The organism is Vibrio sp. 10N.286.51.E5, from assembly GCF_041469125.1.
Lineage (GTDB): Bacteria > Pseudomonadota > Gammaproteobacteria > Enterobacterales > Vibrionaceae > Vibrio > Vibrio crassostreae_C.
The window spans coordinates 21,419-35,766 of record NZ_JBFRJZ010000098.1 but is presented as its reverse complement, the minus strand read 5'-3'; the positions used below and the strand labels follow the sequence as shown (position 1 = coordinate 35,766).

Genomic DNA, 14,348 nt, shown 5'->3' with positions numbered 1-14,348 from the left:
TTTAAATTGTTAAAGAGCTTAACTTCTTGAGCGTTCCTTTTAAGTAAGGAGCCTCTCGAAGTGGACGGCCATTCTAGCGAATTAACATTCAGTGTCAAACACTTTTTGAAAATTAATTTTTTGTCGCTTTCCGTCTTACTGATTCTTGCTGAAGCCTTGTGGCATCTGCCGTCTCAGTGGTGTCGCATTATAGGGAACCCTCTCAGCTTAGCAACTACTTTTTCATGAAAAATGAATAAATAGGGGTTAACTGCCTAATAGTTCACCTAAACGTAAAAAAGAGAGCATTTCTGCTCTCTTTTTGCTCAAAATCTAAGGGTATTGTTAGATAAATGCGTAAGCATCAGCGTACATATGGTCACGCTTTGCTTCTTTATTCTGAGTAAATAGGTCTCTTGCAGCGCCCGCCATTTCAAAACGACCTGCAATATAGATATCGAAATCAGCTAATGATTCGAAACTTTGCATAACAGCCTCAAGCACATTACCTGTTTGGCCATGCCAAACTTCCGGTGCTTCTTCTACTACCGGTACAAAGTGCACATTGCTATGCTTTTCTGCAATGCCAACCAACTCTTCTTTAGCATATAACTGGCACTCATCTTTTGCGCCCCAGTATAGGTAGATCTCTTTCGAGCTATTTTGCGCGATGCAGTGATCAAGAATAGAGCGCACGTAGCTGAAACCCGTGCCACCAGCAATAAGTAATAGAGGGCGATCGCTTTCTTCTTTGATCCAAGCATCTCCGTGTGGAGCATCAATCGCAATATCGCCATCTTCAGCTTGTGCCTTCTTCATCGCTTCAACCACTTCTAGTGCGTAAGCGTTGTGCTCGGCAGCACCAATGTGCAGCTCAAGCTCACCTTCGTGGCGGCAAGGGCTACTTGCGATAGAGAATGGGCGCTTATCTTTCTCGCCCATTTCAACCATCAGGTACTGGCCCGCTTTAAAAGCGACCGGTGTTTCTGGGTGAAGTAGGATTTGGTAAGTATTACAAGCCAAAGGCTCGATAGACTTCACTTTACATTTAATAGTCATGTTCTTCCTCTTACTAACCCTTAATCGGCAAAGGTTAGAACTAAATTACTTTCTGCAAATGCTTGGCAAGCAAAAATCCAGCCTTGTTGCTGCTCTTTCTCTGTGAGCATGGGTTCAAGGTGGTAACTCACTTGCCCTTCTAATTTTTTGCACATACACATTGCGCATGCGCCAACTTGGCAACGGTTTGAGAAATAGATATCGCTGTTGAGCGCAGCATCCAAGACCGTTTGCCCTTTTTCTACTGTGAAACTGATGTTTTCTGGGTATAAGACTACTTGGTAGCTCATGAAATTCCTAGCTGTTCCCAGATGCTATCAATCTTTTTCACAACATCAGGATCTTTTGTGATTGGTACACCCCACTCACGCAGGCATTCACCTTCCCACTTATTGGTCGCATCGAGACCCATTTTTGAGTGTCCAGTTTCGTTCTGCAGGAATAACGTATCTCTCGCCGGATCCATTCTTGTCGTTACAGCCCAAATGATGTCATTCCAATCACTCACATTGACATCGCCATCACACACGATAACAAACTTGTTCTCATCAAATTGAGACCAAACCGCTTCCATGATTTTCTTACCATTACCGGCAGCTTGCTTATCAATAGACACCACAACCATGCTGGCATTGTCGTTTTGCAGGTGAACATCAATAATTTCAGGATGAACCTTGGTTAACTCAGCCAAGCTACCCTCAATATGTTCACTATTTACAGGTGCTGTTTGGACATCTGGCGATAACGCTAACTCTGCGTCCCACTTCTTAGTAATATCTAGACCCATCTTAGAACCTAACCCAACCACGGGTGAGGCAAAATCCAATGAATCGATCGGCGTGTTCTCTATCATCAGGCTATCGCGTGACGGATCCATATGTTCGCACATCGCTGCGGTTACTTGAGACCAATCACGTGCATTCACATCTTCATCACACACCAATACAAATTTGGTGTACATGAATTGGCGTAAGAAAGACCATACACCCATCATCACTCGCTTAGCGTGACCTGGGTATTGCTTCTTCATGGTCACGACTGCCATTCGGTACGAACAACCTTCAGGCGGTAGATAGAAATCTTCAATCTCTGGGAACTGCTTTTGAAGAATAGGCACAAACACTTCATTTAGCGCAACACCCAATACCGCTGGCTCATCAGGTGGACGGCCAGTATAGGTGCTGTGATAGATAGGGTTCTCGCGCATGGTTACATGAGTAATAGTAAACACATGGTGCTTTTCTTTCTCGTTGTAGTAACCAGTATGATCTCCGTAAGGCCCTTCATCTGCGAATTCATTCGGGTCGATGTAACCTTCCATCACGATTTCTGCACTTGCGGGAACTTCTAAGTCGTTGCTGATTGATTTAACGACCTCAGTTTTACTACCACGTAGTAAGCCTGCAAACGCGTACTCAGATAAACTATCCGGCACTGGCGTAACCGCACCAAGAATGGTGGCAGGATCAGCACCAAACGCTACCGATACTGGGAATGGTTTCCCAGGGTTAGTTTCCATCCAATCACGCAGATCCAATGCTCCACCACGGTGGGCTAACCAACGCATGATGATTTTATTCTTGCCGATCTTCTGCTGACGATAGATACCTAAGTTTTGGCGTTTCTTGTTTGGACCACGAGTAACCGTTAAACCCCATGTTAGCAATGGCGCGACATCATCAGCCCAACAGCTCATCACAGGGATTTTATCTAGGTCGACGTCATCGCCTTGCCATACCACTTGTTGGCAAGCCGCTTTGCGAAGGCGTTTAGCTGGCATGTTTAAGACTTGCTTAAACACAGGTAGTTTATCAAGAGCGTCTTTAAAGCCTTTTGGTGGCTCAGGTTCTTTTAGGTAAGCAAGCAACTTGCCCACTTCACGCAGTTCTTTGACTTCTTGACGTCCCATACCAATAGCAACCCGATTAGGTGTACCAAATAGATTGGTCAAAACGGGCATGTCATAGCCTACTGGATTTTCAAACAAAAGAGCCGGGCCACCAGCACGTAGAGTACGGTCGCTAATCTCGGTCATTTCGTAGTCTGGATCGACTGGGTGAGAAATGCGTTTCAACTGACCAATACTTTCAAGATGGTCGATAAAATCACGTAAATCTTTAAAACTCATAGGACTTCTACATGCTGATTATTCTGCGCTCAGTATATCAAAAAGGGTGACGCTGAGGTCCCCCTTTTTAGTGTGGTTATTGAGAGGCAAAATCCACTTTACGGTAATGCTTGCTCGATCAAAGAACTCTTCACCTGAGGGTTATCATTGACGAGATCTTGCAACCATCGCGTATGACCTTGTTTGGCGAGTTCACGCGCAACTAATGGTGCTTCATCAGCAATCGCCATCCTAGAGACAAGGAACAGCTTCACCTCTTCTGATAACGGGTTAACTTTGGTAAGCAAAGTAATCGCTTCATCTTTCAAACGCGGGTTCTTAGTCGCTGCCATCACCTGTTCAAGCGCGAACGTTTGTTTGGTTTCAGCAAGGCGAACTAGCTCAGCTTGGCTATGATAATCGGCCTTCATTCGCCATAGAATTTTGTAAACCTCTGGGTCTTCGCTCACTTGCGCTAATCGAACCACCACCTCATTAGAGGGTAACCAGCTAACAATAGAAGATGCGGTGAGTTGCTTAGTTAGGTAATCAACCGCTTCAGGAGACAAACTGTCTAGCTCTCTAATGAGCAACGCTTCTCGCGTTTGAACTTGATGTTCAGATCCAGATAACCACTCTTTTAGGTCGAGTTCCTGTTTCTCTGCATCTAGCACAAATACCAATGTCTTCTGATCTTGACGCCATTGTTTAATAAGGCGATTAGCAATTGAAGGGTAATTAAAGGCAGGTACCGTAAACTCATAGCCATCGCCACGCTCTAAGACTTGATAAGTGGGCGTGATAGCAAGTTGCTGCTCGATGAAGATAGACATCTTGGGTGTGAGTACGATTTTTTGCTGTTCAAGCTTCTTCAAGAGTTGGTAACGAGCCACCTCTTGCTGGGGAAATGTCAGGCGCTCAAGCGCAAAGCGTAGCGAATTGACTTCGTCACGTACGACAAGCTCGAGTAGTTCAGCAGTTTTCAGTTTTACTTGATCATTCTCAAGCCAAGACTCTACTGTAAGTGGAGACATCTCGGTGGCATAGCTCATACCAACCGGTGAAAATAACAGTGAAGTAGACAGGAGTAATGATGACAACAGTCCATGTTGCATTTTAACGTCCTTGTAACACTTTTGCTCATTCTGCAAGCTGGCGCTACAAAATGCAAATAAAAAGCGCCACCCGAGGGCAGCGCTTATTAAATACGATCAGCTAATCAATATTACTGACGACGCATTGCGTCAAAGAACTCATCGTTCGTTTTCGTCATTGCTAGCTTGTCGATAAGGAATTCCATTGCGTCGATTTCGCCCATTGGGTGAACAATCTTACGCAGGATCCACATCTTCTGTAGTTCATCGTTCTTGGTAAGAAGCTCTTCACGACGAGTACCAGAGCGGTTGAAATCAATCGCTGGGAATACGCGTTTTTCAGCAATCTTACGGTTAAGGTGCAGTTCCATGTTACCTGTACCTTTGAATTCTTCGTAGATAACTTCATCCATCTTAGAACCAGTATCAACCAGTGCTGTTGCGATGATCGTTAAGCTACCGCCTTCTTCTACGTTACGTGCCGCACCGAAGAAACGCTTTGGACGATGTAGAGCATTCGCATCAACACCACCAGTAAGAACTTTACCTGATGAAGGAATCACAGTGTTGTAAGCACGAGCTAGACGAGTAATAGAATCCAGTAGGATAACTACATCTTTCTTGTGTTCAACAAGGCGCTTCGCTTTCTCGATAACCATTTCTGCAACTTGTACGTGGCGAGATGCTGGCTCATCGAATGTTGAAGCAACTACTTCGCCTTTAACTAGACGCTGCATTTCTGTTACTTCTTCTGGACGCTCATCGATAAGTAGAACCATTAGTTCACACTCAGGATGGTTACGTGCAATGCTTTGAGCAATGTTTTGCAGAAGCATTGTCTTACCCGCTTTAGGCGGAGCAACAATCAGACCACGCTGACCTTTACCAATTGGAGATGCAAGGTCAAGAATACGAGCCGTAATATCTTCAGTCGCACCATTACCCGCTTCCATCACCATACGTTCGTTAGCGTGAAGAGGAGTAAGGTTTTCGAAAAGAATCTTGTTACGTGCGTTGTCTGGCTTGTCGTAGTTAACCGTGTTTACTTTAAGCAGTGCAAAGTAACGCTCACCGTCTTTAGGTGGACGGATTTTACCGCCAATAGAGTCACCTGTACGTAGGTTAAAACGACGAATTTGGCTTGGTGATACGTAGATATCATCTGGGCCAGCCAGGTATGAACTGTCGGCGCTACGTAGGAAACCAAAACCGTCTTGAAGAATTTCTAGAACACCATCACCAAAGATGTCTTCACCACTTTTTGCATGCGCTTTAAGGATGGAGAAGATAATGTCTTGTTTTCTTAGGCGAGCTTGATTTTCAAGACCTAAGCTTTCGCTAAGTTTAACAAGCTCAGACACAGGTCTGTTCTTCAGTTCAGTAAGATTCATAGTGGTGGAAGTTTGTTTAGTCAAAATAGGATCTGTTTTCTTAAGTTAAGAAGGATTTGGTCACAGGATCGACCAAGAAGAGAAATTCGTTCAATTAACGTGCGATAAATTAGCACTAAAACTAAGACTAGTCCATAGCTTAGAAAAAACAAAACCGCGCATTTGTTAACTGCACGGTTTCTTTTCAAATGCTGACCTGATTAAAGGTTAGCGTCTAAGAACTCTTTAAGTTGAGTTTTAGATAATGCACCAACTTTAGTCGCTGCTACGCCGCCATCTTTGAAAAGAAGTAGCGTTGGAATACCGCGAATACCAAACTTTGGTGGAGTACCAGCATTTTGGTCGATATTTAATTTACCGATTGTGAGCTTGCCTTCGTACTCGTCTGCGATTTCATCAAGAATCGGCGCAATCATTTTACATGGACCACACCATTCTGCCCAAAAATCAACAAGAACAGGGCCTGCAGCATTGATTACATCGTTATCAAAACCGTCATCAGTTAGCTGCAAAATCTTATCACTCATCTTCCACTCCAATGTATTTTTTAGAACTGGTTGGATGATAACCAGTAAATAGATGCCCTATTGGAATGTATTTACTTTCGTATTGCAAGCTTAAGCTGATATTCTATAGCAATGAAAAAGACGCATATCACAGAGCAAAAGTTCGCCGACTTGGATTTACTTCCGCAAGTCATTGAAGGATTGGAGAAAAAAGGGTTCGATTATTGTACCCCTATCCAAGCCTTGGCGCTCCCGGTACTGCTCACCGGCCAAGACATTGCAGGCCAGGCCCAAACGGGTACTGGTAAAACGCTTGCGTTTCTTACTGCTACTTTTAACCACCTGCTAAAAACATCTGAGCATGAAGGGCGTAAGCCTAACCAGCCACGTGCGATTATTATGGCACCAACGCGTGAACTCGCGATTCAGATCTACAACGATGCTGACTCTCTGGTTGAAAGCACAGGTATCAAGGCAGCACTTGCTTACGGTGGCGAAAGCTACGACAAGCAACTAGGTAAAATCGAAGAAGGCGCAGATATCTTAATTGGTACGACTGGCCGCATCATCGATTTCTACAAGCAGAAGGTATTTAACCTTAACCACATTCAAGCTGTTGTTCTTGACGAAGCTGATCGCATGTTCGATCTTGGTTTCATCAAAGACATCCGCTTCTTGTTCCGCCGTATGCCTGAGCCAAAAGATCGCCTGAACATGCTGTTCTCTGCGACATTGTCTTACCGCGTACAAGAGCTAGCGTTCGAACACATGCATAACCCAGAGCATGTTGTTGTTGAGCCAGAGCGTAAAACAGGTCACCGCATTCAGGAAGAGCTGTTCTACCCATCAAACGAACACAAAATGGCACTGCTGCAGACTCTAGTTGAAGAAGAGTGGCCAGAGCGCGCTATCATCTTCGCTAACACTAAGCACAAATGTGAGTCTGTTTGGGGTCACCTAGCTGCAGATGGTCACCGTGTTGGCCTGCTAACTGGCGATGTTCCTCAGAAGAAACGTGAAAAGATTCTTGAGCAATTCACTAAAGGTGATGTTGACCTGCTTGTCGCAACCGACGTTGCAGCACGTGGTCTACACATTCCTCAAGTAACACACGTATTCAACTTCGACCTACCTGATGACTGTGAAGATTACGTTCACCGTATCGGCCGTACAGGTCGTGCTGGTGCAAGTGGTCACTCGATCAGCTTTGCTTGTGAAGATTACGCAATCAACTTGCCACCAATCGAAGAATACATTGAGCACGCGATCCCTGTGTCTGACTACGATGCTTCTGCACTGCTAGAAGATCTACCAGCACCATTGCGCTTACGTACACGTAACCCGCAACAACGCCGCTCAAACAACAATGGCCCACGCAACGGGAACCGTAAACCAAACCAGAACCGTCGCCCACGCCAACCGCGTCATAACAAGGAAGCTTAGTCGCTTATGAGTCAAACAGTGTCACCCCCGCTTTACGCTGCAATCGACCTCGGGTCGAACAGTTTTCATATGCTCGTTGTGCGTCATATCGATGGCAGCGTACAAACCATGGCTAAAATTAAGCGCAAAGTGCGTTTAGCTGCAGGCTTAGATGAAAATAATGCGCTTAGTACAGAAGCCATGCAGCGCGGTTGGGACTGTTTGAGTCTCTTTGCAGAGCGACTTCAAGATATTCCGAAAGAAAATATCCGCATTGTCGGTACAGCGACCCTACGTACTGCTATCAATGTGGATATATTTCTAGAGAAAGCGAACCAGATCCTTGGTTACGACATCAATGTTATCTCCGGAGAAGAAGAAGCTGCGACTATCTATAAAGGCGTAGCACACACTTCTGGTGGCAGCGGCCGCCGACTGGTTGTTGATATTGGTGGCGCAAGCACCGAGATGATCATTGGTGAAGGCTTCTCAGCGAAAGCACTAACCAGCCTAAAGATGGGCTGTGTTACTTGGCTTGAGCGCCACTTTAAAAACCGCCAATTAACCGCTACCAACTTTAACAACGCCATTGAAGCGGCGAAGTCGACGTTGGCTCCTATCCTAGATAGCTACACTGATATCGGATGGGATGTGTGTGTGGGCGCCAGCGGTACCGTTCAAGCACTGCAAGAGATCATGTTGGCGCAAGGCATGGATGAAGTGATTACTCATGCCAAACTTAAGCGTCTACAGAAACAAGCGATGATTACTGAGCGCTTGGAAGAGCTAGAAATCGAAGGACTTACCCTTGAACGCGCGTTAGTGTTCCCGAGTGGCCTTTCCATTCTTATTGCTATTTTTGAGTTGCTTGAAATAGATTCAATGACACTCGCAGGCGGCGCACTCCGTGAAGGCCTAGCCTACGAGATGGTTGATGAGCTTCGCCAAGAAGATATCCGAGCGCGTACCATTAAGAGTGTTCAATCACGCTACCAAATGGACGTAAGCTACGGTGAACAAGTTGCTGTAGTCGCACAAACGCTGCTAGACCAAGCGGGCGCCGAAGCGTGGGTTTCAGAACCTCAAGCTGGTGTGCTATTGCAAACGGCAGCTAAGCTTCACGAGATTGGTTTAACCATCGATTTCAAAAAAGGCGGTGAGCACAGCGCTTATCTGCTGCAAAACTTAGACCTACCTGGCTTTACTCGAGCGCAAAAGCACTACTTGGGTGAGTTAACTCGTCGCTACCGTGAACAGTTAACCTCATTACCAGAGCAACACGCTATCTCAGGCACCAGCAGCAAGCGTATTTTACGTATTCTGCGTTTGGCTATTTTGTTAACTCACCGTCGTAACCCAGCGCTAGAGCCTGAGTTCAAACTGACGACGAATGACAACAATCTAACCCTAACGCTTTCTAAGCAATGGTTAGCTGACAATCCGCTGACCGCTGCAGAGCTAGAGCTCGAGTCGAATAGACAAACCGATATTGGCTGGCCATTGAATATTAAATGCCTCTGATATTAGTATCTGACGCTAGAAATTAAAAAAGCCCAAGTTAGTAGACTAACTTGAGCTTTTTCTTATCGCTGCATTAATGCTTTGTGTTACAAATCTCAAACTTAAGCGTTCACGCCTGTCGCTTTAAAGTCAGGGTTCACTGCGGTTAGCTTTCTAACAATGTAGTTAAGAAGCACACCGTACATAGGCACGAACAAGCCTAGGCTGATGATAAGTTTGAATCCGTAATCGACTAAGGCAATCTCAGTCCAATGCTCGGCCATGAATGGATCTGGGCTTTGGTAGAAAGCAATCGCAAAGAAAGCGATGGTATCAATAGCATTACCGAATAACGTTGAACACGTTGGGGCAACCCACCACTGTTTAAGCTGACGTAGGCGGTTGAAAACATGCACATCCAAGATCTGACCCAGTAAATAAGCCATGAAGCTCGCCGCGGCGATACGTGCAACAAACAAGTTGAACTCGCCTAGTTGGCTAAAGCCTTGGAATGAACCTTCAAAGAACACCACTGACAAGAAATAAGAAACGGCCAGAGCTGGTAGCATCACTAAGAAAATGATTTTACGGGCAAGCTGCGCGCCAAAAATGCGTACGGTCAGATCGGTCGCTAGGAAGATAAACGGGAAAGTGAAAGCACCCCAAGTGGTGTGCATACCGAAGACGGTAAAAGGTAGCTGAACCAGATAGTTGCTTGACGCAATAATCACCAAATGGAACAAAACTAATAGTGCTAAGGCTTTGCGCTGTTGCGCAGGGGTAAAGTTACTCATGCTGTACCTTTTTAGTTTGGTTTGGGGGTGAGGGAACCCAAATCGAGTCATTTCTTCGAATAATCCAAGAAAGCTCTTACCAATAATGTGAATTAAAAAATGTATCTAAAAATTGCTCTGCTGAGCGGCGGGCGATTATACATTAATCAATATTGGCTGCAACGGTGAGAACAAACGCAAACGTTTATTCTCACTTTTATTGGTGAATAGCTCTAGAAGCTGTGTTTTAGAAGAGATGCCAAAAGTTAAAAACCGCGCTTGAAAAGCGTCGCGAGATAATCAAACTCTTCTCGGCTTTCTTCCGCGTTTAACGACTCAAACCAAATTGATTCACTGTAATGCTCAGACTTTAAGAACATTCGACAATCTTCAAAATCAATCAACCAAGAGTGCATATCGGCGTCCCATTGTTTTTCAACAACAGACGCTGACAGCAACGCCACCAGCTTTTCACCTAGCACTTCGTAAGAATCAAAATCAAAACTTGGAGACGTAATCAATAAACGCCCTTCCTCAGCTAAATACTCTCTTAAGCCAAATTCTGTTTGTGTTGTCATGTCCCTATCAACCTTATTCTTTTTCTATTAGTTAGACGTTTCTTGCAAACTAACCGTGTGTGGTGATGTGTTCTTGAATCAAATCTAAGAATGGGTCTGCGTACTTATCGAGTTTACGTTGACCGACACCGTTGACTGCCAGCATTTCTCCGTATGAAGTAGGTAGTATTTCAGCCATATCAATCAAGGTCGCGTCACTGAATACCACATATGGTGGCAAGCCATCTTCATCAGCAATCGACTTACGCAGCTTACGCAGTTTCGCAAACAGCTTCTTATCGTAATTCTTGCTGCTTAACTTATCGGACTTAGCATTACGCACCGCTGTATCTAAACGAGGAACAGCCAATTCCAAAGACATCTCACCGCGCAGCAGCGGGCGGGCTTCTTCTGTTAGCTGTAAAGTTGAGTTACGAGTGATGTTCTGGAACAGCAAGCCTTTATGAATCAGCTGACGGAAGATACTGATCCAGTAATCATGACTGTGATCGCGGCCAATACCGTAGGTAGATAGCTTATCGTGACCATTATCGCGGACACGGATGTTCTGCATGCCTCGCATTACTTCGACCACGTAGCCCATACCAAATGACTGATTCACACGGTACACACAAGACAACGCCTTCTGTGCTTCTTGGGTCGCGTCAAAGTGTTTTGGTGGATCTAAGCAGATATCGCAGTTGCCACATTGCTTCTCGCGATATTCGCCAAAATAGTTAAGCAGAACCTGACGACGACACGTTTGCGCTTCAGCAAAGGCACTCATCGCATTCAGCTTGTGCATCTCAACTTGTTTCTGTGGGCCTTCTTCTTTCTCATCTAGCATACGACGCAGCCAACCCATATCAGCCGGGTCAAACAACATCATCGCTTCAGCAGGCAAACCATCACGACCTGCACGGCCTGTCTCTTGATAGTAAGACTCGATATTACGTGGGATATCAAAGTGCACCACGAAACGTACGTTGGGTTTGTTGATGCCCATACCGAAAGCCACAGTCGCGACCACGATCTGAATATCATCGCGTTGAAAGGCTTCTTGAACGTAAGCACGCTCATCGGTGTCCATACCAGCGTGATAACCCGCGGCGCGAATACCGTTATTGCACAGCTTCTCGGTCACCATCTCCACTTTCTTACGGCTACCACAGTAGATGATGCCGCAATTGCCCTTTTGTGTTTCTAGGTAGCGAACCACCTGTGACACGGGTTTGTGCTTCTCAACCAAGTTGTAGCGAATATTAGGGCGATCAAAGCTGCCTAAGTAAGTATGCGGGTCCAGGAGCTGTAAGCGCGAGATAATATCTTTGCGCGTCGCATCATCAGCGGTTGCTGTGAGCGCCATGTAAGGCACATGCGGGAAATACTGTTTAAGCTGACCTAATGATGCGTATTCAGGGCGGAAGTCGTGACCCCATTGAGAGATACAGTGCGCTTCATCGACTGCAATCATCGAAAGCGGTAAACCTTGAAGACGCTCGATAAAATCACGCATCAACACACGCTCTGGTGACACATACACCATTTTCAGCTGACCTGAGTTCATACGATTGAACACATTCAGCAATTGGTCACGTGGCATTGAAGAGTTAATACACTCAGCGGCAACACCATTGGCCTTCAATTGGTCGACTTGGTCTTTCATCAACGAGATCAGCGGTGAGATAACCAGAGTCAGCCCTTCACGAACCAAAGCCGGAATTTGGTAACACAGAGATTTACCACCACCGGTTGGCATAATCACCAAGCTGTCTTTGCCTTCAACGGCCAAATCAATGACCTCTTGCTGACCATCGCGAAAGCTTTGATAGCCAAACACATCTTGTAAGATGGTTTGCGCATCATTCGCGGGAGTTGGTATTTGCTCAGCAATCAGAGTGGCGGTCATTGTGGTTCCTAATCGAGGTATGAAATCAGCAAGCATCTTCGGCAAGCAAGTCGCACATTGTAGAGGGGAACGCTGGCGAATTAAACCGCAAATTGTTAGGTGAAAAGGGTTATCGCTCCTATACTGACCAACTCTCTTATAAATCTTATTAATAAGCACTCAGTGCTAGAGAAAGATGCATGACACAGGAAGAACAACAACGTACGCGCCAAGGAGTTTTGCTTGCCGTCGGCGCCTACACAATGTGGGGTATCGCCCCTATATATTTCAAATCTTTAAGTGACGTTTCCCCGTTAGAGATCCTCAGCCACCGTGTAGTATGGTCTTTTTTCCTACTCGCTTTCTTACTGCACATTGGCCGCAGCTGGCGTAAAGTCCGCGATACCCTGACCTCAAAACCAAAAATGCTCTATTTGGTAGCGACGTCTATTTTGGTGGGTGCTAACTGGCTGATCTTTATCTGGGCGGTGAACTCCAATCACATGCTCGATGCCAGTTTGGGGTATTACATCAACCCTCTGATTAACGTGTTACTTGGGATGCTCTTCCTCGGCGAACGCTTACGTAAGCTGCAATGGTTTGCTGTGGCTCTTGCTGCGATTGGCGTATTAATCCAATTAATTGCCTTCGGCTCAGTACCGATCGTCGCCATTGCCCTAGCCTTTAGCTTTGGCTTTTATGGCTTGCTGCGTAAGAAAGTCAGCTTAGAAGCACAAACGGGTCTGTTCATTGAAACTCTGGTGATGCTGCCTCTCGCCGCAACCTACTTACTGTTTATTGCCGATAGCCCGACCTCAAACTTATCGATGAACCCGATGCAACTCAACCTATTACTGGTTGCTGCCGGTGTGATCACCACGGTTCCATTGCTGTGTTTTACTGGCGCTGCAACTCGCTTGAAGCTATCGACACTCGGTTTTTTCCAGTACATAGGTCCAAGCTTGATGTTCTTACTGGCGGTTCTGATTTACGGTGAAGCCTTTACCTCAGATAAAGCAATCACCTTTGCTTTCATATGGGGGGCACTGGTTATTTTCAGCTTTGATGGCCTGCGTAACAACAAGAAGAACAAACGCGCGAAACAGTGATATTGATCGTTTTTTACAAGACAATCCCTTAATACGCAGATAAGCTTGGTTGAATTGATGACTATTTGACCAAGCTTTTTTGTACCATGGATAAAGTCCACTACTACTCTACCCCAACAGAAGATATCAGCCTGATCCAAGCTCAATACCAAGAGTTTGCCTTTCAACGCCACTATCATTTGGACTTTCACATCGGCTTAATTACCCAAGGGCAGCAAAAGTTCGCCTACAAAGGGGCGAGCCACCATGTCGGTGCAGGCCAAGTGGTTATCATGCCACCTGATGAGCTGCATGATGGGCACTCCAAACTCGATTCAGGTTATCAAGTCAGTGTGTTTGCAGTTTCTCCTCAATGGTTTCAAGATCTTGCCGATCCCAAGCAAAATGGTCACACATTAGGTTTTTCTGAGTTGATCCTCTCCGATCAAGCGACTTTTTTACAATTGCGTAACCTCCATGGGCTGCTTATCAATCCAAACATCAGCCAACTCGCTCAAGATTGCTTACCATTCGAGGGGTTCTCAACGATTGTCGATCGTTATGCAAAATTTGGATCGAAGAGTGACATCAAACTGGGTAATCAATCGATTAATACACTCAAAGACTATTTGATGGCGAATTTGGACCAGCCAGTGCGATTAGAACAACTGTCTGAGCTGTGCGGCTTAACCACAACTCAATTCCAACGCCACTTTAAGAACAGAATGGGCATCACCCCTTACGCGTGGCTGAGCCGTTTACGTATGGAACAGAGCATGCGCCTGATTAAATCTGGGATCTGTGGTACTAAAGTCGCGCACCAAGTAGGCTTCTATGATCAAGCACACTTCTCCAAGGCATTCAAAACCACATTCGGCGTACCACCCTCACAAATCAACTAAGTGTTGATAATTTACAATTGCTCGATTTCAAATCGCGGTAAGCTACGCTCAATACGATTACTTATTTAATAATAGCGGCAAC

13 protein-coding genes are annotated in these 14,348 nt (G+C 45.5%); 4 read left to right on the top strand and 9 right to left on the bottom strand.

The features are described from left to right. Positions 1-324: 324 nt before the first annotated feature. The 6 genes from fre to trxA all read right to left on the bottom strand — a co-directional run bounded on the left by fre (position 325) and on the right by trxA (position 6,157). Entirely contained in the window at positions 325-1,038 is a 714-nt protein-coding gene (fre, locus tag AB4161_RS22180; protein WP_017059251.1) for an NAD(P)H-flavin reductase, read from the bottom strand. A gap of 20 nt (positions 1,039-1,058) precedes the next feature. After that, the gene (locus tag AB4161_RS22175; RefSeq protein ID WP_372084326.1) at positions 1,059-1,328 is read right to left on the bottom strand and encodes a 2Fe-2S iron-sulfur cluster-binding protein; all 270 of its coding nucleotides are present in this window, start codon (positions 1,326-1,328) and stop codon (positions 1,059-1,061) included. Continuing rightward, the gene (gene ubiD / locus AB4161_RS22170; RefSeq protein ID WP_017059250.1) at positions 1,325-3,166 is read right to left on the bottom strand and encodes a 4-hydroxy-3-polyprenylbenzoate decarboxylase; all 1,842 of its coding nucleotides are present in this window, start codon (positions 3,164-3,166) and stop codon (positions 1,325-1,327) included. Before ubiD ends, AB4161_RS22175 begins: the two co-directional genes overlap by 4 nt. 98 nt (positions 3,167-3,264) lie before the next feature. Beyond that, positions 3,265-4,260 carry a hypothetical protein gene (locus AB4161_RS22165; protein ID WP_372084324.1) on the bottom strand — a complete coding sequence of 332 codons (996 nt, stop codon included), beginning with the start codon at positions 4,258-4,260 and terminating at the stop codon, positions 3,265-3,267. A 110-nt stretch (positions 4,261-4,370) separates the two neighbouring features. Continuing rightward, positions 4,371-5,630, bottom strand: coding sequence for a transcription termination factor Rho (gene rho, locus AB4161_RS22160; RefSeq protein WP_017062978.1), 1,260 nt, complete (start codon positions 5,628-5,630; stop codon positions 4,371-4,373). Positions 5,631-5,830: 200 nt separating this feature from the next. Further along, positions 5,831-6,157, bottom strand: coding sequence for a thioredoxin TrxA (gene trxA / locus AB4161_RS22155; protein ID WP_010440700.1), 327 nt, complete (start codon positions 6,155-6,157; stop codon positions 5,831-5,833). A 111-nt stretch (positions 6,158-6,268) separates the two neighbouring features. On the opposite strand from trxA, the gene rhlB reads away from it, so the two are divergent. Together rhlB and gppA are read left to right on the top strand one after the other, a co-directional pair. Next, positions 6,269-7,579 (top strand): ATP-dependent RNA helicase RhlB, encoded by a 1,311-nt coding sequence (gene rhlB, locus AB4161_RS22150; RefSeq protein WP_017062979.1) that lies wholly within the window; start codon positions 6,269-6,271, stop codon positions 7,577-7,579. Between the two features lie 6 nt (positions 7,580-7,585). Further along, complete coding sequence (gppA, locus tag AB4161_RS22145; protein ID WP_017059247.1) at positions 7,586-9,079, top strand: guanosine-5'-triphosphate,3'-diphosphate diphosphatase; 1,494 nt, start codon at positions 7,586-7,588, stop codon at positions 9,077-9,079. Positions 9,080-9,180: 101 nt separating this feature from the next. Here the strand turns inward: gppA and AB4161_RS22140 are convergent, their stop codons facing one another. The 3 genes from AB4161_RS22140 to recQ form a co-directional block, all read right to left on the bottom strand. After that, positions 9,181-9,852 (bottom strand): 7-cyano-7-deazaguanine/7-aminomethyl-7-deazaguanine transporter, encoded by a 672-nt coding sequence (locus tag AB4161_RS22140; protein WP_017061333.1) that lies wholly within the window; start codon positions 9,850-9,852, stop codon positions 9,181-9,183. 245 nt (positions 9,853-10,097) lie between these two features. Beyond that, positions 10,098-10,409, bottom strand: coding sequence for a DUF3630 family protein (locus AB4161_RS22135; RefSeq protein ID WP_017061332.1), 312 nt, complete (start codon positions 10,407-10,409; stop codon positions 10,098-10,100). A gap of 49 nt (positions 10,410-10,458) precedes the next feature. Next, positions 10,459-12,297 (bottom strand): ATP-dependent DNA helicase RecQ, encoded by a 1,839-nt coding sequence (gene recQ / locus AB4161_RS22130; RefSeq protein ID WP_017065746.1) that lies wholly within the window; start codon positions 12,295-12,297, stop codon positions 10,459-10,461. Between the two features lie 179 nt (positions 12,298-12,476). Here recQ and rarD point away from each other — a divergent pair, with 179 nt between their 5' ends. Next, positions 12,477-13,385, top strand: a complete 909-nt coding sequence (gene rarD / locus AB4161_RS22125) for an EamA family transporter RarD (RefSeq protein WP_017061330.1) — start codon at positions 12,477-12,479, stop codon at positions 13,383-13,385. An 86-nt stretch (positions 13,386-13,471) separates the two neighbouring features. After that, on the top strand, positions 13,472-14,266 hold the full coding sequence (locus tag AB4161_RS22120; protein WP_372084322.1) for an AraC family transcriptional regulator: 795 nt from the start codon (positions 13,472-13,474) through the stop codon (positions 14,264-14,266). Positions 14,267-14,348: the final 82 nt, after the last annotated feature.

Bases quoted from the DNA above. Each gene is read 5' to 3' on its own strand.
- fre (WP_017059251.1), bottom strand. From the start codon at position 1,038: ATGACTATTAAATGTAAAGTGAAGTCTATCGAGCCTTTGGCTTGTAAT.
- AB4161_RS22175 (WP_372084326.1), bottom strand. From the start codon at position 1,328: ATGAGCTACCAAGTAGTCTTATACCCAGAAAACATCAGTTTCACAGTA.
- ubiD (WP_017059250.1), bottom strand. From the start codon at position 3,166: ATGAGTTTTAAAGATTTACGTGATTTTATCGACCATCTTGAAAGTATT.
- AB4161_RS22165 (WP_372084324.1), bottom strand. From the start codon at position 4,260: ATGCAACATGGACTGTTGTCATCATTACTCCTGTCTACTTCACTGTTA.
- rho (WP_017062978.1), bottom strand. From the start codon at position 5,630: ATGAATCTTACTGAACTGAAGAACAGACCTGTGTCTGAGCTTGTTAAA.
- trxA (WP_010440700.1), bottom strand. From the start codon at position 6,157: ATGAGTGATAAGATTTTGCAGCTAACTGATGACGGTTTTGATAACGAT.
- rhlB (WP_017062979.1), top strand. From the start codon at position 6,269: ATGAAAAAGACGCATATCACAGAGCAAAAGTTCGCCGACTTGGATTTA.
- gppA (WP_017059247.1), top strand. From the start codon at position 7,586: ATGAGTCAAACAGTGTCACCCCCGCTTTACGCTGCAATCGACCTCGGG.
- AB4161_RS22140 (WP_017061333.1), bottom strand. From the start codon at position 9,852: ATGAGTAACTTTACCCCTGCGCAACAGCGCAAAGCCTTAGCACTATTA.
- AB4161_RS22135 (WP_017061332.1), bottom strand. From the start codon at position 10,409: ATGACAACACAAACAGAATTTGGCTTAAGAGAGTATTTAGCTGAGGAA.
- recQ (WP_017065746.1), bottom strand. From the start codon at position 12,297: ATGACCGCCACTCTGATTGCTGAGCAAATACCAACTCCCGCGAATGAT.
- rarD (WP_017061330.1), top strand. From the start codon at position 12,477: ATGACACAGGAAGAACAACAACGTACGCGCCAAGGAGTTTTGCTTGCC.
- AB4161_RS22120 (WP_372084322.1), top strand. From the start codon at position 13,472: ATGGATAAAGTCCACTACTACTCTACCCCAACAGAAGATATCAGCCTG.